General features: G+C 36.4%; 21 protein-coding genes and 1 pseudogene. 11 read left to right on the plus strand and 11 right to left on the minus strand.

Annotated features, from left to right (window positions below; all coding sequences use genetic code 11):
* Window positions 1-741: 741 nt before the first annotated feature.
* Window positions 742-1,455: a transcriptional repressor LexA gene (lexA, locus tag PVV57_RS05810; protein ID WP_273718399.1), complete on the plus strand. Its 714-nt coding sequence runs from the start codon at window positions 742-744 to the stop codon at window positions 1,453-1,455.
* A gap of 473 nt (window positions 1,456-1,928) precedes the next feature.
* Window positions 1,929-3,242, plus strand: coding sequence for a 30S ribosomal protein S12 methylthiotransferase RimO (gene rimO / locus PVV57_RS05815; protein WP_273718401.1), 1,314 nt, complete (start codon window positions 1,929-1,931; stop codon window positions 3,240-3,242).
* A gap of 533 nt (window positions 3,243-3,775) precedes the next feature.
* Here rimO and ttcA read toward each other — a convergent pair.
* The 4 genes and pseudogenes from ttcA to PVV57_RS05835 form a co-directional block, all read right to left on the minus strand.
* Entirely contained in the window at window positions 3,776-4,651 is an 876-nt protein-coding gene (gene ttcA, locus PVV57_RS05820) for a tRNA 2-thiocytidine(32) synthetase TtcA (RefSeq protein WP_273718403.1), read from the minus strand.
* A gap of 261 nt (window positions 4,652-4,912) precedes the next feature.
* Window positions 4,913-5,530, minus strand: coding sequence for a 30S ribosomal protein S4 (rpsD, locus tag PVV57_RS05825; RefSeq protein WP_012231733.1), 618 nt, complete (start codon window positions 5,528-5,530; stop codon window positions 4,913-4,915).
* Window positions 5,531-5,700: 170 nt separating this feature from the next.
* A complete protein-coding gene (gene murI / locus PVV57_RS05830) occupies window positions 5,701-6,528 on the minus strand; it encodes a glutamate racemase (RefSeq protein ID WP_273718406.1) in 828 nt (275 codons plus the stop codon).
* Window positions 6,521-7,358 (minus strand): annotated as a pseudogene (locus PVV57_RS05835) (RNA methyltransferase). The gene murI and the pseudogene PVV57_RS05835 overlap by 8 nt, the downstream one beginning before the upstream one ends.
* Before the next feature lie 299 nt (window positions 7,359-7,657).
* Here PVV57_RS05835 and sfsA point away from each other — a divergent pair.
* From sfsA to radC, 3 genes are read left to right on the plus strand one after another with little or no spacing between them, the layout of a single operon-like run.
* Window positions 7,658-8,374 carry a DNA/RNA nuclease SfsA gene (sfsA, locus tag PVV57_RS05840; protein ID WP_273718409.1) on the plus strand — a complete coding sequence of 239 codons (717 nt, stop codon included), beginning with the start codon at window positions 7,658-7,660 and terminating at the stop codon, window positions 8,372-8,374.
* Complete coding sequence (map, locus tag PVV57_RS05845; protein ID WP_273718411.1) at window positions 8,367-9,197, plus strand: type I methionyl aminopeptidase; 831 nt, start codon at window positions 8,367-8,369, stop codon at window positions 9,195-9,197. The genes sfsA and map overlap by 8 nt, the downstream gene beginning before the upstream one ends.
* A 17-nt stretch (window positions 9,198-9,214) precedes the next feature.
* Entirely contained in the window at window positions 9,215-10,012 is a 798-nt protein-coding gene (radC, locus tag PVV57_RS05850) for a DNA repair protein RadC (protein WP_273718413.1), read from the plus strand.
* A 44-nt stretch (window positions 10,013-10,056) separates the two neighbouring features.
* On the opposite strand, the gene PVV57_RS05855 is transcribed toward radC, so the two are convergent.
* The 4 genes from PVV57_RS05855 to PVV57_RS05870 form a co-directional block, all read right to left on the minus strand.
* Window positions 10,057-10,269: a DUF3126 family protein gene (locus PVV57_RS05855; RefSeq protein WP_005773530.1), complete on the minus strand. Its 213-nt coding sequence runs from the start codon at window positions 10,267-10,269 to the stop codon at window positions 10,057-10,059.
* 589 nt (window positions 10,270-10,858) lie between these two features.
* Window positions 10,859-11,632 carry an alpha/beta fold hydrolase gene (locus tag PVV57_RS05860; RefSeq protein ID WP_273718418.1) on the minus strand — a complete coding sequence of 258 codons (774 nt, stop codon included), beginning with the start codon at window positions 11,630-11,632 and terminating at the stop codon, window positions 10,859-10,861.
* Window positions 11,629-12,141, minus strand: a complete 513-nt coding sequence (locus PVV57_RS05865) for a DUF192 domain-containing protein (protein ID WP_273718421.1) — start codon at window positions 12,139-12,141, stop codon at window positions 11,629-11,631. Before PVV57_RS05865 ends, PVV57_RS05860 begins: the two co-directional genes overlap by 4 nt.
* 235 nt (window positions 12,142-12,376) lie before the next feature.
* Entirely contained in the window at window positions 12,377-12,952 is a 576-nt protein-coding gene (locus PVV57_RS05870; RefSeq protein ID WP_273718423.1) for a cold-shock protein, read from the minus strand.
* A 301-nt stretch (window positions 12,953-13,253) separates the two neighbouring features.
* Here PVV57_RS05870 and PVV57_RS05875 point away from each other — a divergent pair, with 301 nt between their 5' ends.
* The 5 genes from PVV57_RS05875 (at window position 13,254) to PVV57_RS05895 (ending at window position 18,110) form a co-directional block, all read left to right on the plus strand.
* Window positions 13,254-14,387 carry an ABC transporter substrate-binding protein gene (locus tag PVV57_RS05875; protein WP_273718425.1) on the plus strand — a complete coding sequence of 378 codons (1,134 nt, stop codon included), beginning with the start codon at window positions 13,254-13,256 and terminating at the stop codon, window positions 14,385-14,387.
* Window positions 14,388-14,499: 112 nt separating this feature from the next.
* The gene (locus tag PVV57_RS05880; protein WP_273718426.1) at window positions 14,500-15,576 is read left to right on the plus strand and encodes a branched-chain amino acid ABC transporter permease; all 1,077 of its coding nucleotides are present in this window, start codon (window positions 14,500-14,502) and stop codon (window positions 15,574-15,576) included.
* The gene (locus PVV57_RS05885) at window positions 15,576-16,634 is read left to right on the plus strand and encodes a branched-chain amino acid ABC transporter permease (protein WP_273757708.1); all 1,059 of its coding nucleotides are present in this window, start codon (window positions 15,576-15,578) and stop codon (window positions 16,632-16,634) included. The genes PVV57_RS05880 and PVV57_RS05885 overlap by 1 nt, the downstream gene beginning before the upstream one ends.
* Entirely contained in the window at window positions 16,631-17,413 is a 783-nt protein-coding gene (locus PVV57_RS05890; protein ID WP_273718429.1) for an ABC transporter ATP-binding protein, read from the plus strand. The genes PVV57_RS05885 and PVV57_RS05890 overlap by 4 nt, the downstream gene beginning before the upstream one ends.
* On the plus strand, window positions 17,400-18,110 hold the full coding sequence (locus PVV57_RS05895; protein ID WP_273718431.1) for an ABC transporter ATP-binding protein: 711 nt from the start codon (window positions 17,400-17,402) through the stop codon (window positions 18,108-18,110). The genes PVV57_RS05890 and PVV57_RS05895 overlap by 14 nt, the downstream gene beginning before the upstream one ends.
* A gap of 94 nt (window positions 18,111-18,204) precedes the next feature.
* Here PVV57_RS05895 and gatA read toward each other — a convergent pair whose 3' ends face one another.
* Window positions 18,205-19,689, minus strand: a complete 1,485-nt coding sequence (gene gatA / locus PVV57_RS05900) for an Asp-tRNA(Asn)/Glu-tRNA(Gln) amidotransferase subunit GatA (protein ID WP_273783633.1) — start codon at window positions 19,687-19,689, stop codon at window positions 18,205-18,207.
* 31 nt (window positions 19,690-19,720) lie between these two features.
* The gene (gene gatC / locus PVV57_RS05905; RefSeq protein WP_273718435.1) at window positions 19,721-20,008 is read right to left on the minus strand and encodes an Asp-tRNA(Asn)/Glu-tRNA(Gln) amidotransferase subunit GatC; all 288 of its coding nucleotides are present in this window, start codon (window positions 20,006-20,008) and stop codon (window positions 19,721-19,723) included.
* 147 nt (window positions 20,009-20,155) lie between these two features.
* Between gatC and ruvX the strand changes: the two genes are divergently transcribed.
* A complete protein-coding gene (gene ruvX, locus PVV57_RS05910; protein ID WP_273718437.1) occupies window positions 20,156-20,635 on the plus strand; it encodes a Holliday junction resolvase RuvX in 480 nt (159 codons plus the stop codon).
* On the opposite strand, the gene PVV57_RS05915 is transcribed toward ruvX, so the two are convergent.
* A complete protein-coding gene (locus PVV57_RS05915; protein ID WP_273718439.1) occupies window positions 20,620-22,239 on the minus strand; it encodes an acyl-CoA dehydrogenase family protein in 1,620 nt (539 codons plus the stop codon). The genes ruvX and PVV57_RS05915 overlap by 16 nt on opposite strands.
* Window positions 22,240-22,332: the final 93 nt, after the last annotated feature.

Here is a 22,332-nt window from a genome sequence, read left to right on the forward strand (position 1 = left end):
AGATATGAAGATAGCGTTGCTCAAAAGATTTTATGTTATTTGCAAGATCATTTTGATGGAAGCAGGCATATTGAGAGATATCTTTTTAAAAACAAATATGCGAATGAGCAATAATGGCATTTTGAAGATATGACTTTTACTCACGTACAATGATTCTATAACAATAGCCAATTATTCTATAGAATAAGGCAGATATGAAGCAAAAAAATTTAGTTTCATTGAAAATATCAGACATGACTATAAATTATGCTCATTATTGTAGCTGTAGATAATTTGACTAAAAAATAAAAAAACAGAAACAATATGCGAAATGATTCTAAATACACATAAAATAATTCTAAATACACATAAAGTCGCTATTGAAAGAATGTATTCTATTTAACTTTTTATACGAGAAATGATAAAATACGTAGATCTATTAAAAAATAGAAGGATAACACTCTGACCATAAAATTTAGTGTAGGGTAATTCAGTCAGAGCTATAAAATATTTTTTATATATTATTTAATATTAATGTGTTTTTACAATATATAAGAAATATTATGATAACTTTATTAAAGTAAAATTCCATACCTATCATACCTTAAATATGTCTCTAAATAAATAGATTGCCTAATTAACTTCACTTATAAGGTCAAAAATAAAGCAAATAATTTTGATTTAGCGAAAAAATTGTAGAATTATTATATATACACGTATTTTTTACTATAAATTTTTTTATTTTTTTGATTGGAAGATTGAATGCTGACATGTAAACAATATGAGCTCCTCTTATTTATTCACAATCATATAAAAGAAACTGGTGTTCCTCCTTCTTTTGAAGAAATGAAAAATGCTTTAGAACTTTCTTCAAAGTCAGGCATTCATAAGCTCATTATAGCCTTAGAACAACGAGGTTTTATACGCCGTTTGCCCAATCGCGCTCGTGCAGTGGAGGTGATTCGACTCCCCGAGAGAATAACATTTAACCTTTCTCTAGCACGTAAGATTTCTCCCAGTATGATAGAAAAAAATAAAAGGGAAATATCAAAAAACTTGACTAATCTTGGTAACTTTGAGGTAGAAGAAATAAAAAATATCACTATTCCCATTATGGGACGTATTTCTGCAAGCGTGCCTGTCTCTGCCATACTTCAACAAACAAGTACACTTTCTCTTCCACACGATATGGTTAATACAGGTGAGCACTATGCATTAGAAGTTAAAGATAATTCTATGGTGGAAGCTGGTATCTTTGATAAAGATACAATTATTGTGAAACGTCAAAATACAGCAATATCAGGTGAAATTATTGTCGCATTTATTGATAAAAAAGAGGCAACATTAAAACGTTATCGACGCAAAGGAACCTCTGTTGCATTAGAAGCCGCTAATCCTCATTACGAAGTACGTACATACAAATCCGAGCGTGTAGAAATACAAGGCAAACTTACCGGTCTTATTCGCAAATATTAAAAAACAACCCTATTTTATAATACGCTATACATACGCCAATAAAATAGAGTAAAAGAATCTGTTAAGTATTTTTTATTGTGTCACACGCAATTGACTTTCTCCCCATAGCCAAAGGAAAAGGATGCCTCCAGTTTGGTCTATAAACAATCCAAATCCTTATCGAACGGATTCCTCCTTCCCTCTTATGTTTTTCGATGATGGAAGGCTCGACAAGTAAGCTTAAAATATTCACTACGTACTCTAAAAGAGCTTGAATACTTTGAAGGAGTCTGTCTTATATCATCATCCTCAACGACGGTATTTTACGGTATAATAAGTTAAAATCGTATGCCAGTATAAAATCACATAAAATATTGTAGAAAAAAATCAAATAAATTTGTAACAGATTGTTATATATAAAAATAAAAAACATTTTTTACTTTTTAAGTCAATAAAAGCGGAACTCAATCGTTCATAGTAATTATAGGATCATCATGGTAGCACCTCGTATTAGTTTTGTCTCCCTCGGATGCCCAAAAGCACTCGTAGATTCTGAGCGAATTATTACAAGCCTCCGCTCTGAAGGGTATGAGATTTCACGTCAACATCAAGGAGCTGATGTCGTTATTGTAAATACCTGTGGTTTTCTTGATTCTGCCAGAAAAGAATCATTAGCCAATATTGATGAAGCGCTCAAAAAAAATGGCAAAGTTATTGTGACTGGTTGTCTTGGTGCTGATCCTGATGTTATTCGTCAAACCTATCCAAATGTATTAGCTATTACAGGACCGCAAGCTTATGAAAGTGTTATAGAAGCTGTTCATACAGCAATTCCTCCAATTCATGATCCGTTTATTGATTTAGTTCCTCCCCAAGGTATTCGTTTAACACCTCGCCATTACGCCTACTTAAAGATTTCTGAAGGATGCTCTAACAGGTGTAGTTTTTGTATCATCCCTACACTGCGTGGTGATCTCACTTCACGCCCCATTAGTGACGTTCTTCGCGAAGCTGAAAAACTCGTACAAGCGGGTGTAAAAGAACTTTTGGTTATTTCACAAGATACGAGCGCTTATGGTATTGATCTTAAATATCTCGAAAATTCTTGGAAAGATCGTACAATTAAAACAAAGTTTTTTGATCTTTGTCGTGAACTAGGTGATATGGGTATTTGGGTACGTATGCATTACGTTTATCCTTATCCTCATGTGGATGAAGTTATCGAACTTATGGCTGCGAAAAAAATTCTCCCTTATCTGGATATTCCTTTTCAGCATGCATCACCGACTGTTTTGCGTCATATGAAGCGTCCTGCTCTTATGGAAAAAATAAACCGTAGAATTGAAAAGTGGCGAAAAATATGTCCAGATCTTACTTTGCGATCAACATTTATTGTTGGATTTCCAGGTGAATCGAGTGAAGATTTTAATATGCTGCTAGAATGGCTAGAAGAAGCAAAAATTGAACGCGCTGGATGCTTTAAATATGAAGAAGTAAAAGGGGCCGTAGCAAATGATTTGGGATTAGAAAATATTCCTGAGGACGTGAAAGAAAATCGCTGGCATCGTTTTATGGCAAAACAACAACAAATTTCGACACATCTTTTAAAGAAAAAAATTGGAAAAAGACTCCAAGTCCTTATCGATGAAAGTCAAGGAAAAGTTGCCAAAGGACGTAGTCAATACGATGCTCCAGAAATAGATGGTGTTGTCCATATATCATCACGACGCCCCTTACGTATCGGTGAATTTGTCACCGTTAAAATCGAACAATCGGATGCCTATGACCTTTATGGTATAGCAGTTTGAAAAAATTTAACTTATTCCCATCCCCAATGACAAAGTTTCTGATCAGAGACAGTTTATAAAAAAACAACTGCTCACAATAGGGCGCGATCACTTATGTGACTCACTTCATGAGGATTTACGGATAATCCCTGCCTTGAGTTTTTGCTATACACTCTAAAAATACTTAATTTATCAAGTGCTTATATCATTTTGGTTCACCACCCTAAATGACGAGATGTTTTATTGCACAACAGGATAAGATAAAATAAAATCTAAAAGGTTCTCTTAAAAAAAGAGCAAACCAACCGTCATATTATTTTCCCATTTTTCCATATTGCGACAGTCATTAATTATTTAAAGGAAGCTTTTTAAAATGTGTTTTATACACACAAGAGCTCTGTTTGTGATATGCAAGGAGATGTTTTTATGGATACAATATAAGAAAATTTGAAATAAAACACCTATGGTCGTTAAATTGCAAAGCAATAAATTATCATTATAAATAAGTATTTTATCTTAAACTATTTGAACTTATTTTTTTATATCTCATTTTATTAACACCTTTTAAAATCAAAGAATTTTTTATCAAGCAAATGACTTGGGCGCACATTCGTTAAAGCGCGAATCATTGTATCTTTACGTCCTGGCATTTGTCTTTCGATATTTTTCAGCATTTCTTTCATTGCATTACGTTGTAAACCATCTTGACTACCGCAAAGATTACAAGGAATAATTGGAAATTGCATTGCTTGAGAAAATTTTTCCATATCTTCCTCAGCGGCATAGACAAGAGGGCGTAATACAAAAAGATCTCCTTCATCATTTTTAAGTTTTCCAGGCATAGCGGCTAATCGGCCACCGTGAAATAAATTCATAAAAAATGTTTCCAAAACATCATCACGATGATGTCCTAAAATTAATGCAGAACACCCCTCCTCACGTGCAATGCGATAGAGATTACCGCGTCGTAATCGAGAACAAAGTGAACAATATGTCTGTGTCTGTGCCAATTTATCTGTAACAATGGAATAAGTATCTTGATATTCAATACGATAGGGAATTTTATAAGAACTCAAAAAATCTGGAAGAATATGTTTAGGAAATCCTGGTTGTCCTTGATCAAGATTACAAGCCAGAATTTCAACGGGTAAAAGACCACGCCACTTTAAATCTAAAAGAAGTGCTAATAAACCATAAGAGTCTTTTCCACCCGATAAAGCGACAAGCCATTTTTTTCCAGTCGAGAGCATCGAAAAATCATCCAAAGCCTGCCGCATATGACGCAAAAGTCGTTTGCGTAATTTATTAAATTCCACACTTGAAGGAGCACGCCGAAATATTGGATGACAATCATCTGATTGGTTTGCCAAAAAATCATCTTTCTTTTCGTTTTCTTCTGTTGCCTGATATTCAACTGAAACATCATTCATAAGATCATAACCTGCACAAGTAGTCGCTCGTTTTGTAAAGACAGAAACAAAATATAAAGCACGCTTACATTTATGTTTTCTGAATTTATCAAAACAGATATGAAAAAAAAATGGAACTATATAAGCTTATAACACGAGAATAGTGTCATAAACTTAATATAGAACCATTCACAAAATATTTGTTAACCTCAAGGATTATAAAAACAACACAATAGTTTGAAATTATAATAATAGAAGAGAAACAATTTTTTTCATAAAAAATTATCGAGAATAAAATTCAACGACCAAATTAGGCTCCATTTGCACAGCATAAGGAACATCTGCAAAAGCAGGAATACGTGTAAAGGTCGCTTTCATCTGTTTATGATCTGCTTCAATATAATCAGGGACATCACGTTCTGCTAATTGCACTGATTCTAAAACCAAAACAAGCTGTTTCGATTTTTCCCGAACCTCAATAACATCACCTGGCTTACAACGATACGATTGAATATTTGTGCGTCGCCCATTTACATTCACATGACCATGATTAATAAATTGGCGAGAAGCAAAAATCGTAGGAACGAATTTTGCACGATAGACAACAGCATCCAAACGAGATTCCAACAGACCGATAAGATTTTCACCCGTATCACCCCGTCGACGAGCAGCCTCCACATAAGTTTTATGAAACTGCTTTTCTGAAATATCGCCATAAAACCCTTTCAACTTCTGTTTAGCGCGCAATTGCACCCCATAGTCAGAAAGTTTTCCTTTACGGCGCTGTCCATGCTGACCTGGACCATAATCACGACGATTGACAGGAGATTTGGGACGACCCCAAATATTTTCTCCCATACGACGGTCAATTTTATACTTTGTTGTTTCGCGTTTACTCATCGCATTTCCTTTAAAATAAAACACGAGATCTTGAAGATCCCAAGGAAACGCGCCCTCCTCTGCCTTTAAATACAAAAGACTGACAGAATAGCTTAACATACCAATATGCAAAGTTATCCACGGGACACGTCAATTACTGCCATTTCTTGAAAGAAAAAGCTGGAGCATCTTTATTGATCTCGTATTTCAAAGTCAACTCTTTTCATAAGTTTTAAGCCAAATCCTTTTAACAAATGCTCCGTTGAAGCAGTGATATTTTTCGACGTCAGCAACGCAAAATCTTGATATTTCTTTATGGGTTTCTGATGTATTTTTTCAGACAAGGGTAATAATGATCTAATATGTTTGGCGATCGCTTTTGCTGGATCAATCCATTCAACGGACCATAAAGCTTGTTCACGAAAGAAATTAATCAAAAAAGGGTAATGAGTGCAGGCTAAAACAATAACATCAGTATATTTGCCATTTTTTTTCACAAAACATGGCTGGATTTCTTTTCTTAACTCTTCTGAATCGATAGATTTTCCACGTAAATAATCTTCAGCAAATCCAGCAAGCTTTTCACTTCCTACAAGCTGAACATGACACTGTCCAGCAAAAGAGTTAATTAATTCATTTGTATAGGCACGTTTAACTGTTCCAGGAGTTGCTAATACGGAAATAAAACCAGATTTTGTTTGTTCAGCAGCAGATTTAATTGCAGGAACCGTTCCTACGAAAGGAACATGAGGAAAGTTTTGTCGTAAATCTGCCATCATCAGTGTAGAAACAGTGTTGCAAGCAATCACACATAAGACGGGATTATAGCGCGTTAAAAGATTTGTAAAAATCTTTAAAACGTGCTCTTTTAGGATATTTTCTTCCCAATTACCGTAAGGGAATCCCGCATCATCAGCCACATAAATAAATTGTATTTCAGGGATGAGCGCGCGCGCTTCCCTCAATACTGTCAAGCCACCAATACCACTATCAAAAAAAAGAACTGGCCTCTCATCCATCAGTTTTCACACTTGTTTTTAATTTTTTGACGATCGCGCTCTCGAGGCGCTCTACTCCCCCGTGGATATTGTGGAGAAAAATGATCCAATGAAGATACAACACCTCGCAATAAGCGAACCTCAGATTCACTAAAGTTGGCGCGCGTAAACACAGAGCGCAAATTTGCAAGCATAACTTCTTTTCGTTCTTGGGGTCTAAAATACCCACGAATATCCAAAGCCTCTTCTAATTGAGATAAAAAACCATGAAACACTGTTTTATTTGCAGGCTCCATCTCTGGTGCACGAAATGCTGTATCGCTCACATTTTCTAGACCTGTTTTCATCCATTCATAAGACATCAGAAGAACCGCTTGCGCAATATTAAGTGATGCAAAAGCAGGATTAACTGGAAAAGTGATGATTTCATCAACAAGGCTGATTTCATCATTTTCTAGTCCCCATCTCTCTCTTCCAAAGACAATACCTGTTTTATGTCCGATATTTTCACGCTGACGGATTACATTTGCGGCTTCGACAGCACTTTTTACCGTTTTAAATCCGCATCTTTCACGTGCTGTTGTGGCAAAAACATAGTGTAAATCTGCAATTGAATCACGCAATGTGTCAAAAATCACGGCGTTGTTAATGACATGATCGGCTTTACTTGCAGCAGCTCTAGCTTTTTCATTCGGAAATGTTTCTCGAGGTTTGACGAGCCGAAGCTTAGAAAGCCCAAAATTTGCCATTGCCCTTGCAACCATACCAATATTCTCAGGAAGCTGCGGTTCAACTAAAATAATGATGGGACCATTTGTTAAATTTTCACGATTCTTATTCGTTCCAGCCATCAATCTTACCTAGTTTCACTTAAACAATCTCCCTCTCCACTATTTTTTAATGCAACCTTTTTTATATTATTCTAATGTTGTTTAATAATAAATTATAGACAATGTCATTTTCTCACTCAAAGAGTGTAGACTTTCTAATAGTAAATTTCAAAAGCCATTAAAATAAATGATGCAGTTTATAACAATTTATATAAGCTATCGTAGCATTTTTTACATCAATTTTATCTTTTTTAATAAGAATAGCCCCTACAAATCATAATCTCAGTTGAATTATGAAATCATAAACCCTAAAAAAGAATATGCATTTTACTCCCAAACTTTTTCCTGCAAAGCTTATCCGTCGTTATAAACGCTTCCTTGCAGATGTGAAACAAGATGATCAACATGTCTTCACCGTGTCGGTACCAAATACAGGATCAATGCTTGGACTGACAGCTCCCAACGCCAATATTTGGCTTTCATATCATAACAACACCAAGCGAAAATATGCCTATCAATTAGAAATTGTTGAATCCGATAATACTTTGGTTGGTATTAATACCACTTTACCTAATAAACTTGCATTAGAAGCAATTCAAAGCGGATTACTACCAGAATTAAGTGGATATAAAACAATTTTAAAAGAACAACGCTATGGAACACAATCACGCATTGACTTTCTTTTACGGGATGGCATTCTTCCTGATTGTTACCTAGAAGTCAAAAATGTTCATTTTATTCGCCAAAAAGGATTAGCAGAATTTCCTGATACTGAGACAAAACGTGGTGCCCGTCACCTTGAGGAGCTCATACAAGTCCTACAACAAGGAAAACGAGCTGCGATGCTTTATATTATTCAACGAGAAGATTGTGCAGCTTTTACAATTTGTCATGATCTTGATCCACTCTATGGACGTAAGTTTAATTTAGCATTAAAATCACGGGTAGAATGTTATGCTGTAAAGTGTCACGTAAGTGTAGAAGGCATTTTTCCGATTCAGAGAGTAAAAATAGAAAACAGAAAAAACAATGATTGAGTATATCGAATATAATAAAATCCCTTTAAAATTTAACGGGAAAATTCGCATTTTCGATGACTATGCTTTCGCTAAAATGCATGAAGTTGGTCGTATTGCTGCAGAATGCCTTGATGCACTTACGGATATTATTAAACCTGGCGTCACTACGCAAGAAATTGATGATTTCGTATTTACTTTTGGTGCACAAAAAGGAGCTCTTCCTGCTGATCTAAATTATCATGGATACAGCCATTCATGCTGTACATCTATCAATCACGTTGTCTGTCATGGTATTCCCAATAAAAGACCCTTGCAAGAAGGCGATATTGTGAATGTTGATGTGACCTTCATTCTTGATGGTTGGCATGGTGATTCAAGCCGTATGTATCCTGTTGGAAAAATCAGACGTGCTGCAGAACGCCTTTTACAAATAACCTATGAAAGTCTTATGAGAGGAATCGCTGTCGTTAAACCTGGAGCAACAACAGGTGATATTGGTGCAGCCATTCAACAGTACGCAGAATCTGAACGGTGCTCAATTGTAAGAGATTTTTGCGGACATGGTATCGGTCAACTTTTTCATGATGCCCCCAATATTCTCCATTATGGAAATCCTGGAGAAGGAATCGAATTAAAACAAGGCATGATGTTTACGATTGAACCTATGATTAATCTTGGTAAGCCACAAGTTAAGATTTTATCTGACGGTTGGACAGCCGTTACCCGTGACCGCTCTCTGACAGCACAATATGAACATACAATTGGTGTCACAAATGAAGGGTATGAAATATTTACACAATCACCTAAAAATATTTTTTATATTCCAAATTCGAAGACCTAACGCAATGTAGAGAAGTTATGGCTAAAAAGTTAAATCAAAAGGAAGATATTCAAAGGAATCACTTTGCATTAACATCAAGTTCTCCACTCATCACCCCCGTATCAGAAAGAAAAAGTGAAAAGCCTAAGAGAAATACACCGCTTGATAAACATTATCAAGGACATCGTGAACGTCTTCGGAAACGCTATTTAAAGTCAAAAGGAAATGCAATTGAAGATTATGAATATCTTGAATTATTGCTTTTTCGCACAATACCCCGCGCAAACACAAAACCGATAGCTAAAAATTTGATAGCACATTTTGGTTCATTAGCTGATGTGTTAGGCGCTGATATTCATCGACTTCAAGAGGTTCAAGGATGTGGTCCGGCAACTGCAATTGATTTAAAAATTATTTCAGATGTTGCTGGACGTCTTGCTCGTGCAGAGTTGTTTAAACGCGATATTTTTTCATCATGGGATAAAGTATTAGCTTATTGTAAAGCAGTTATGGCTCACGAAACACGTGAACAATTTCGTATTTTATTTCTCGATAAGAAGAACGGCTTACTTGCCGATGAGGTACAACAAACCGGAACCATTGATCATACCCCTGTTTATCCTCGTGAAGTTATTTCTCGAGCTTTAGAGTTATCCGCATCAGGACTGATCTTAGTCCACAATCACCCCTCTGGTGATTCCACCCCCTCTGATGCAGATATAACAATGACATACAGACTAAAAGATGCAGCAAATGCATTAGGCATTACGATCCATGATCACCTTATTATCGCACGACATAACCATACAAGTTTTAAAGCATTAAAACTTATATAAATCTTATGGGATAAAAAAGACTGCATTCAAGGATGAATAGCAAATCAATTTTCTAAATCAATATCCAATATAGCCATTGAGAAATTATAGGATAGCTCATCTTCATCTTCATCTCGATAGATAACGCCTAAAAACTCATCCCCCATATAAACCTCACAAGAATCATCCTTTTTAGGCCGTGCTCTGACTTGCAATGCTGAGTTTTGGAATGTATTTTTTAAATAATTATCAAGTTTTTTTATTTCATCAGCATTCACTATGCTCTCCTGTTTTTTGATATGATTAAACTAATTGCGTGTCGCGCGAATAAGACACTCCTCTGATTCTGTAAAGCCATTAAAAAAGCTTAATCTGAATATTGACTTAATATTACATATATTTACAGCTCTTTCTTTATATCTTCATAAAGAACTTTTATAAAAGGATTCTATCATTATTAAATATACTCGTATAGATAAAAAAATGGCAGAAAACTCTATGACTTTTAATAATTTTACTTTATCTCCAATTTTAGCATCTGCATTTATGATGCATATTCAGAAGAAAAATTAATCAACGATTTATAATTTTGTTCCTTCTATAAAAAATTAAAATAATAATAATTTTTTATTTAAAACTAAATTTTTTAGCCTAAAATATTATTACATCATTTTAAAATATAGTTATCTAACCTTAAAAGAATTACACATCTTAAAAAAGGTAAAAAATAAGTGAGTAAGAGTTTATTTTTGTGCCTATTTTTTATAAATAACTTATGTCAAAATAGAAAAGTTTTTAAATAAGCTTTTCAGTTTATACGCAAAAAATATTGGGTATTTTTGTAAATGCTAAAACCTATAAAAATTTTTATTTTATAGGATAACGAGAAAGAAAATCGATAACGCCTTTTTTATAAACTTTATCGCCTACAGCAAGCATATGATCGCGATTAGGAATTGATAAAGCTTCACCACAAGGCAATAAAGCCGCTAATGGCTCTGCTGCACCACCAATCTCATCTAATGAACCAACGGCAACAAGTGCAGGTTGTTCAATTTTACAAATTTCAGATGCCGTCAGCTCTTGTTTTGATGTGATTATACAAGCAGCCAAAGCACGTCTATCACTTTTCGTTTGATCGGCAAATTTACGGAACATTAAACCACGCGTATTAGTAATGCTAGAAGTATCCTCCGCTAAAAGAGCCTCAGCAACAGGTTCCCAATTTCCTGCTCCCGTTACCATACCAATACCTAGACCACCAAAAATAACACTGTTCACATATGTTGGATGCAAAAGAGCCATAAAAGCACTAATACGAGCTCCCATAGAATATCCCATAACATGGGCTCTCGATAACTCTAAATGCTGTAATAGTCTTACTGCATCGCCAGCCATAGCTTGAGGTGTATAAAAAGCAGGATCATAACTTTTAACTGAATCTCCATGCCCCCGATTATCAAGAGCAATAACACGATACCCTGCTTCAGTGAGAATACGAAACCAACCCGTTGTATACCAATTTATCCGTGCAGAAGACCCAAAACCATGGATCAATAAAATAGGTGCGCCTTGTCCTTCTTCTCGATAAGCAAACCGCAAACCATCATATTCAAAAAAACGAACGTCTTCAGTTGTCATTTTTTATTGTACTTTCCACAAACGACAGGATGAATAACACGTTGCCCTTTTTGTATCTGTTTTTCAGAAACTTCACCAGCGTTAATCTCAACTGCAAAAGCTGCAGAAACGCCTGATGAAATGATCTTTGTTGAAAATGGAGAAGTGTTTTCAATAATCGATACAATAATCCCTTCAGAGTTTAAAAAAATCATATCTAAGGGCAAAGGTGTATTGGCCATCCACATAAAAAACTTCTGTTCATCTCCCGATTGATAACTTTCTTGCTGCTTAAAGAGCATTGCACGATCGCGTGGGAAATCAGTCCGATACATTAAACCAGCTTCTGCTTGAGAGGGTGTAAAAGCAATCTCTACTTTATAAGAAACCGTACCGTTCTCTGTCTGTATTTCTAAAGGAATCGGATGAACAGGGATCTTTATGGGCTCCTTCGCGATAGTAACGCGCATTTCCAACATAAAAAGTATTGCCAATAAAACAATATGCCCTTTTCTAAAAGGCTTTACCATTCTTATCTCCACCACAGAAAATTTTTTCGTCTCTAAAATAAAAAATATCAGAGTTTAAAAGCCAAACGACAAGAGAGCTGTTTCCTTGTTTTTCTTTATTTTCTTCAATAGGATATGCACATTATTTCACTTAGTTTATAAATTCACAAGAGCCATAACAAAGCTACTCCCATAGCCATTTATGCAATAACCGCCCTTTAAAAACACAGAAAAATACTGATTTCACTCGTAAAATTTAATGCGTAGCAAAAGGAAACCCTATATCTGGATAAATTTCTGCTGTCATCAAACCTTTCTCTCCTTTACCAAAACGGACAAGAACAACTTGTCCAGAACGAAGCTCTGCTAAACCAAAACGGCGCAACGTTTCCATATGAATAAAAATATCTTCTGTCCCCTGCCCGCGGCTAAGAAAACCAAAACCTTTATCACGATTAAACCATTTAACAATTGCACGTTCTAGGCCACTTTCTGGAGTAACAACAACATGAGTACGGGCTGGAACTTCTGATGGATGAACCGCAGAAGAACAATCGATGGATTTCACTTGAACGCACTTTAACCCTCGTTCCGTTTTCTCCACAGCGCAAATAACTTTAGCGCCCTCCAAAGCTGTTTGGAAACCATCTCTTCGCATGACTGTAACATGCAATAATATATCGGGGAAATGAGGTAAATCAGGTACAATAAATCCATAACCCTTACTACCATCAAACCACTTAATGACACCACTGATTTCGATAATCTCCCCACAAGCGCCTATACTATCCTCAGATAGGGAACAATCCTTTAATGCATCCTTACTCGTCATAATAACGTGATCCTGTAGCTTATAAATTGCACGATATTGATTCTCTAGGTTTAAGTAAACATTGCTCTTGTATCAACACGCAAGCCCCAAGATAAGATTTCCCCATATTGTCTTATCTCTTACATGTTAATATCAACATGAATATTTATAAAAAATATTTATAAAACTATTTGATTGTACGCTTTACATATCTTACAAAGAGTGCCCTACAAAAAAAGTTTTTTACATAATGTGTAACTTGCATGATGAAGAAGTTCAATATAAGGTGCAAAAACGACAATTCAATTAAGGAAAATGCGCAATGCAATTGAAGAAAATCCTTACGACAATCACAGCTTTCATGGCGCTTACAGCAAATGTTTATGCGAGTGAGCCTATCAGAATTGGTGTTTATCTTCCATTAAGTGGTCAAAATGCTTTTGGAGGTCAGCTTGAAATTCGAGGTATCGAATTAGCCCATAAACAAGTTCCAGAAATTTTGGGACGTAAAGTGGAACTTGTTGTTATTGATAATAAGTCTGATAAAGTGGAAGCGGCTAATGCTGTTATGCGTTTAACAGCAAGTGAAAAGGTAAGTGGAATCATTGGCAGCTATGGTTCTTCACTCTCATTAGCGGGTGGTGAGATATCTGAAAAAGCAAAGACTCCAACCATTGCAACTTCTTCAACGAGTCCCCTTGTTACACAGGGTAAAAAATATTACTTTCGCGCTTGCTTTATTGATTCCTATCAAGGGATAGGAATCGCAACTTATGTAAGCCAGATTTTACATGCAAAGAAAGCTGCTATCCTCAAAGATATTTCAAGCGATTATGCCATTGGTCTTGCAAGTTATTTTACGCGTGCTTTTAAAAAATTAGGTGGTGAAGTTATTTCAAATTTAAATTATAATTCCGGAGATCAGGATTTTTCAGCTGTTCTCACACAGATCATCGCGCAAAAACCTGATATCTTATTCATTCCATCTTACTTTTCTGAAGGTGCCATCATCATGAAACAAGCGCGTGAATTAGGGGCAAAGTTTCAAATTATGGGTGGAGATGCCATGGATAATCCAGAAACTATTACGATTGCAGGAAGTGCTGCAGAAGGCTTCTTACATACAACACTTCCCTATAGTGAGGATATGCCAAATATGTCAGCAGCTGCGCAAAAATTCACAGAAGAATGGAGAGAAGCTTATCCTGACAAAGAGCCAAATATCAATTCAGTTTTGGGATACACAAGTTATATGATGTTCATGAAGGCTATTGAAAATGCTGGTAGCGCTGATCGTGAAAAAATTACGATTGAACTGAGCAAATTAAAAGATTTTCCAACGCCCTTTGGTGAAATGTCAATGGATGAAAATCATAACCCTAGGATTCCTATTGGTATCATTAAAATCCAAGATGGAAAACGTGTTTATTTAGAAGAAGTAAAGCCTGCTTTTTAGTGTAAGGGTTGTACTTATTAAAATACAAGAATTGGTTGAGATTTTTTCTCAACCAAAAACTTAAAATTTTCTTATTATCCTATGTAAATTAACAAATGTGGAAGGATGAGAGATGAGCACTGAAATGTTCATCCAGTATTTTTTTAATGCACTGGCATTAGGTTCTCTTTATGGGCTTATCGCTATTGGTTACACCATGGTATACGGTATACTGAGGCTGATTAACTTTGCTCACGGTGATATCTTTATGCTGGGAGCCTATTTTGTTTTCTTTTCCACAATTAGCTTTATGCCTGCTTGGGCAGCACTTCTTCTTTTATTCTTTGCTGCTCTAATTTATTATTCAGTTTTTATAGGATTTAAAAGGCGCCCTCCAATTTATTGGATCGCTATTTTTTTAATTCTTGCGTTAGGATTTGTTTATTATTTTAAAATTTCCCCACAAGCTTTTACACCGATTTGGGTTTTAGCTCTTTGTTTTTCTATTTTTATTACAAGTGCAGTGGGGATTACTGTTGATCAATTTGCTTATAAACCTTTACGCCATGCTCCCCGTATTTCGGCACTTATCGGTGCAATTGGTGTTTCTTTTTTCATTGAAAATCTTTCTACAGTACTCTTTAGTGGTGTTCCCAAAGGTGTAAAACAGCCAGATTTTCTGGTAACACCATTTTTATGGCATCTAGGATCAGAAGCAGAAGGTATCATTAGAATTGCTCCCATGTCTCTGATTGTTCCCATTGTATCACTGATTCTTATTGTTTTACTGTTATGGATTATTCATAAAACAAAACCTGGTCTTGCTATGCGTGCAATCTCCCATGACATTGAAACGACGCGTTTGATGGGGGTTTCTGTCAATAAAGTTATTGCATTTACATTTGGGATAGGTTCAGCACTTGCCGCTATAGCAGGCATTATGTGGTCTTTACGTTATCCTCAAATTCATCCTTATATGGGCGTTCTCCCGGGTCTCAAAGCCTTTATCGCTGCCGTTATTGGAGGTATTGGTTCGATACCAGGAGCAATGTTAGGAGGATTGTTATTAGGGTTTATTGAAATTATGATTATCGCATTTTTTCCCGCGCTATCTGGATATCGAGATGCCTTCGCTTTCATTTTATTGATTCTGATTTTATTGGTATTGCCCACGGGATTAATGGGTAAAAAAAATCAGGAGAAAATCTAATGGCAAAGTCAGCGACAACTTTTTTATCGTGTGTCAGTATTTTAGTTCTTATAGGTTTTTTATTTTATGCGGACAGCCATTTTAATGACTATACGCTTCGTATCATAAATCTGATTGCTATTAATGCTATATTGGCAATTTCGCTTAATTTGATTTATGGTTTCACAGGTATGTTTTCTCTTGGACATGCCGGCTTTATGGCTATTGGTGCTTACGTCTGCGCAATTTTACTTCTTTCTCCTGAACAAAAAGAGATGATGTGGATTTTGGAGCCTATCGCTGAACCATTGTATTATCTGCAGTTACCTTTTTTTGTCGCTGTTGTTGTAAGCGGTTTGTGTGCGGCTGTTATTGGTTTATTGATTGCTTTGCCAATATTGCGTCTTGGTGGCGATTATCTTGGAATTGCAACATTGGGTTTTGCGGAAATTATTCGCATCATCATTACGAACGCAACATCACTCACAAACGGCTCTTTGGGAATCAAAGGAATACCTCAGAATGCAACATTATGGTGGAACTACGGTTGGTTAGCATTTACAGTTCTCTTTATTGTCCTCTTACTGCGAAGCAATACTGGTAACGTATTACGTGCTATTCGTGATGATGAAATCGCTGCGAAGACTATGGGAATTAACGCTTTTTTCTATCGTAGCTTTTCTTTTACTGTTGGAGCATTTTTTGCAGGTATAGGTGGCGCCTTAATGGCTGCTCTTATTTCAACCATTGATCCGAAAATGTTTAATTTTTTGCTCACTTTTAATATTTTAATGATCGTTGTTGCTGGTGGTCTTGGTTCAATTACAGGAAGCATTATTGGGAGCATTATTATTACAGTCATGCTTGAATGGCTTCGTATTATTGAAAGTCCTTTTGACTTAGGTTTTATACATATTCCAGAAACACCAGGACTTCGCATGGTTGTTTTTTCTCTTTTATTGCTGGTAATTATCTTGTTTTGGAGAAAAGGATTGATGGGACAACGTGAATTTTCATGGAATGGAATTTATAGCTTTTTGACACGCAAAAAGCTTTCTAATACTGAGGGAAAGCTATGAACGACGCCATCCTTTCACTCAATGATATTGTAATGCGTTTTGGCGGATTAGTGGCTGTCAATAAAGTTAATATGGCCATTAAACGAGGAAGTATTACTGGGTTAATTGGTCCCAATGGTGCTGGAAAAACAACAGTTTTCAATATGATTTCTGGGTTTTATGCCCCTACAAGCGGCACCATTCTTTTTGATGAACAAAAAATTTCTGGAGAACCTCCTTATATTATCTGTAGGCGTCATATTGCCAGGACATTTCAAAATATTCGCCTTTTCTCAGGATTAACGGTTTTGCAGAATGTTATGGTGGGGGCGCATGTTCGACAAAAATATCCTTGGTTTTCTTCAGCTCTCTTTTTTTCAAAAGCAATGAAAGAAAAAAAGGAAGTTTATAAAAATTCCATGGAACTTCTTGAACGGTTACAACTTGATCATCTTGCCAATCAATTGGCAACAGCTTTACCTTATGGTGTGCAACGACGTTTAGAAATTGCACGCGCGTTAGCCACAAAGCCTAAATTGCTTCTTCTTGATGAACCTGTCGCTGGCATGAATCCACAAGAAAGTGAAGATCTTAGAAAATTCATAGCAAAAGTGCAAAAAGACTTCGATCTTACAATTCTTCTTATTGAGCACGATATGAAAGTGGTTATGGGGCTTTGTCAACATATTTTGGTTATGGAACATGGCTGTTGCATTGCCAATGGCACACCAGATGAAATTCGTAATAACCCTAAAGTTATTGAAGCTTATCTTGGCGGAGATGTTTATGGATATTCTTAAAATAAAAAATCTTCACGTTCATTATGGCGCCATTAAAGCTGTACAAAATCTTTCTATGTCCATAAAAAAAGGAAGTATTGTTACTTTAATTGGAGCCAATGGTGCAGGAAAAAGCAGTATTGTACGTTCTATTACAGGACTTAATCGCTCTGTTTATGGAGAAATTACCTATAATGGCGAATCAATTGTTAAAAAATCACCAGAAGAGATTTTGCGATTAGGGATTGCTCTTAGTCCTGAAGGGCGGCGTATTATGCCCCATCTCACTGTTTTAGAAAATCTCCATTTAGGCGCTTATATCCGTCATGATAAACAGGGAATTTCTCGTGATATTGAATGGATATTTGATCTTTTCCCGCGCCTGCGTGAAAGATCAAAACAGTTGGGAGGAACAATGTCAGGTGGGGAACAACAAATGGTTGCTGTAGGGCGCGCCCTCATGAGCAATCCTAATATGGTCATCTTAGATGAGCCCTCGTTGGGGTTAGCCCCCCTTCTCGTTCGGGAGATTTTTTCGATTATCCGAAAAATTAATGATATGGGAAAAACTGTTCTTCTTATTGAACAAAATGCATTTGCTGCACTTTCCATAGCTGATTATGCTTATATTTTAGAGGTAGGGCATATTTTATTTCACGGTGAAGGCAAAGCGATGCTTTCTGATCCCCGTGTTAAAGAAGCTTATCTTGGTGGATAAAAGTGAGACATTAAGGAAATAGAACTCATCCCTCCCCCTTTTAAAAAAGCATTTTTCATCAATGATAAGAAATGCTTTCTTATGGGTTTGATGATTATATCCACCATTTTTCTGCACAGAATATTCCTGCGGTTTGTTCAATAATGTGTGCTATTTGAAGAATGACTTCTTCAGCAAAAGGTCTACCAATCAGTTGCAATCCTAGGGGTAAACCATTTGATGACAGACCAGCAGGAACAGAAATTCCTGGTAAACCAGCCATGTTAACGGGTACCGTAAAAATATCATTAAGATACATTGCAACAGCATCATTTTTTATTTTTTCATCAGCAATACCAAAGGCAGGTGTTGGTGTTGTTGGTGTAAGAATAGCATCAATACCTAAATCAAAACATTGATCAAAATCACGTTTTACGAGTGTTCTTACTTTTTGAGCTCTTAGGTAACAGGCATCATAATAACCTGATGAAAGAACATAAGTCCCAACCAAAATACGCCGCTTGACTTCATCACCAAAACCAACAGAACGCGTATTTTCATACATCTCAATGATATCTTTTCCAGGCACGCGCAAACCAAAACGGACACCATCATAACGCGCTAAATTAGAAGAGGCTTCTGCAGGAGCGATAATATAATAAGAAGGTAGAGCGTATTGTGTATGAGGTAAAGAAATATCGTGTATTTCAGCACCTGCATCTTTTAACCAATTTATTCCCTTTTGCCAAAGTTCAATAATTTCAGAAGGCATTCCATCCAGATAATATTCTTTTGGAATACCAATTTTCATTCCTTTGATTGATTGGCCAAGATAACTTTCATAATCTGGAACGGGTAAATTCATGGAAGTAGAGTCTTTTTCATCAAAAGAGGCCATTGATCTGAGTAAGATAGCACAATCACGAACATCTCTAGCAACAGGTCCAGCTTGATCAAGGGACGAAGCAAACGCGACAACGCCCCATCGTGAACAACGTCCATAAGTTGGCTTTATTCCTACAGTTCCAGTAAAAGCTGCTGGTTGACGTATTGAGCCACCTGTATCTGTTGCTGTTGCACCAGCACAAATTTGTGCGGCAACAGCGGCTGCCGATCCCCCCGATGAACCACCGGGGACGAGTTTTTCATTCGAGCCTTTTTTTCTCCATGGACTAATAACGGGACCATAATATGATGTCTCATTAGAGGAGCCCATAGCAAACTCATCCATATTAAGTTTCCCTAACATCACGGCACCATCTTGCCATAAATTAGCCGTAACGGTTGATTCATAATGCGGTTTAAAACCATCAAGGATATTTGAACAGGCTTGAGTATGAACGCCACGGGTTGCAAAAAGATCTTTAATTCCCAAGGGAATTCCTTCCAAAAGCCCCCCCTCTCCTCTCGCCAAGCGGCCTTCTGATTCAGCAGCCATTTTTCTTGCTTGTTCTGCTGTTATTGTTACATAAGCGTTCAAAATTGGATTAGCCAATTCTATTGCTTTTAAATAAGCTTCCGTTAATTCCGTTGCTTTAAGCTTTTTCTTTATCAGAGCATCACGAGCTTGTGCAATTGTGAGGGTTGTTAAATCGGTCATATTGGTTCTCAAATTTCAAAAATATAAAAAGTTACTCAACAATTTTTGAGACAAGAAAAAATTTTTCTTCTGTAACAGGTGCATTGGCGACAATATCTGCTGCTTTATTGCCATCTGTAACACTATCTTCACGCATTCGTAGAGTCATCGGTATCACAGATGTTAATGGATCAACTTCACTAACATCAACTTCATTCAATTGCTCTACAAAACCTAAAATAGCATTGAATTTTTTTGTCATAGGTTCCACCTCATTATCGTGAATGGCAATCCGCGCTAAACGTGCAACCCGCTTGACGGTTTCTTGATCAACAGACATACTTTTTACGCCTTTCTGTTTTTTGTTTATTTATTGATCTTTATTCTGGCTATACAAGGCTCTGCTTACAAGCGCAAGAATATTAGATAACATAAATAAGGAATATAATTATAGATCTGAAACATTAAAAAACGTATTATAATCCCTATGGCTGTTATTAATATAAATGAAGTTATAACACATCTTTTGCCTGGCCAAACAATAGCAGGCTTAGATTTAGGGACAAAAACGATTGGAATTGCAATTTCTGATATGGGATTAACTATTTCAAATCCGCGTCCTGTGCTCCAGCGAAAAAAATTTACAGAAGATGCCCACACACTTATTAAAATTTTTGATCATGAAAATGTAGGCGTTATTATCATTGGCTTACCTCTTAACATGAATGGAAGCAGTGGCTCTCGTGTTCAAGCAACCAAAGCTTTTGTGAGCAATATGAAAGAGCATACAAAAATTCCATTTGTTTTTTGGGACGAACGCTTATCAACAATTGCTGCAGAACGTTCTCTTTTAGAAATGAATGTATCGCGCGCTAAAAGAGCAAGCAGAATTGATTCGGCCGCCGCCGCTTTTATATTGCAAGGTGCTCTCAATAGAATTCACAACTTTCATCATATGGAAGGATAAAGAACATTGAGCAAATGCCCTGCATTATAGCGTGCAATGAGCATCCCGTAGGAAGATCTCCATTGTCCTCCAAGTCGGCTTTCCATATAGGCATTTGCAACATGTTCTATATCCGTAGAACGTAATGACGCAGCAGCTGCTGCATAGGCTACTTGTTCAACAAAAAACCTTCCTGCACCTTCATTTGCAGCGGCCATATCACCGGCAGACTTAATAATTTCAATGGCGCGTGGTCCTGCTGGTCCAATATCAAGAGCAATTTTTTCCAACAATTTCTGAAACAATCCCGGTGCCTTTTCAGCAATAAGAATGGCATCCTTTACCAATTGATTAGCAGAACTATTTCTCACAATTCGCGCAGGCCCATTATGCAACATTTGTGATAATGGATTATTTTCTATAAAGCTTTCAATACCAAGTTGTGCAATAATTTCACCAATAATAGGCACAACCAACTGACTGACGTGATAAGCAATAATAGGTGTCATAATGCGCGCAAAAGCTGCTTCAGAACGGTCATTTGCTGCATTGTCAAACGCTCGCGCTAAACGCAAAACCAATGCTTGTGAAGCAGCAATATCTAATGCAATATCTGCAAAAATACGTTCTGTCAGTGGTGGTAAAGGCTGATTTGGCATTTTTTTCCGGAAAAAATCTATACCAAATTGAAGGGCTGCGCGCAAAACACCTGCCGATATGACAGATTGATCAAAACGCATCATCGTCTCGATATCTTTAATAACTTTAAGACCTTCTCCAGCATTTCCCAAAAGCCAGCCATAACTGCCTTGAAAATCAACAACCCCCTCTGGTGTTAAAAGTTCTCCAGAACGCTGAATTAAATGACGAATCGATATCAGTCCATTTAATGCACCATTTTCCTGTATACGTGGAACAAAAAAGCAACTTAAATGACCATTTAAATCTGCACTAACAAGGTATCCATCAGCTGTAGGATTAATAACATTGGTTTTTACGACATTTAAGCGATACAGATCGCGTTCCATATTTTCATCGAAAGAAATTTTCTTAACACTTGGAAAATTGAAAGCGTATTGTTCAATATCATCAAAGGCACACGTCAGAGAAGCAGATTTTTTATGATGAATAGGCTTTGATGAAGAATCATATTGGCGTGACAAAAGGACATTTTGCCATTTTTTGAAAAGCTCACTATCACTAATTAAGACAGCAATTGCTGCACTGGTTATAATAACCTCATTCAAATGCCCTGTTTCTAAACCAGCAGATAAAGCCAAACGAATCGCCCGCGCTTGATAGCGTACTCCATTTTCTGAAGAAGTATTTTCCCAAAGCGAGGTAACCAACCCCGCTTGTCTAGAATATCGTTGAAGGTCTTGATAGGAAGAATGTATTTCTAATTTTTCTGTTGGCTTTCCCCATTCATCGTTATAACACAATAAAGGTTTATAATGATTCGCTAAGCAAGAAAGCTTCCATGCTTCTCGACTCGCAGCAAAATCCCCTATTTCTTCAAAACTTGCTAATAAAAACTTAGGCAAAGTAGAGGCCACACGAAACATAAGCGTATCGCTAAGAAATGTATTTTTTCGACGAGCATTTTGCGCAGAGACAGCACTCATAGGTCTATTCCTATATTCAAATCATTCATATCATAGACTATTTGTCTTTTTAGAGTTAAGAAACATTTATCATATTCAAACAAATGCTTGTTT

This window comes from Bartonella sp. AU15XJBT (assembly GCF_028618615.1).
GTDB lineage: Bacteria > Pseudomonadota > Alphaproteobacteria > Rhizobiales > Rhizobiaceae > Bartonella.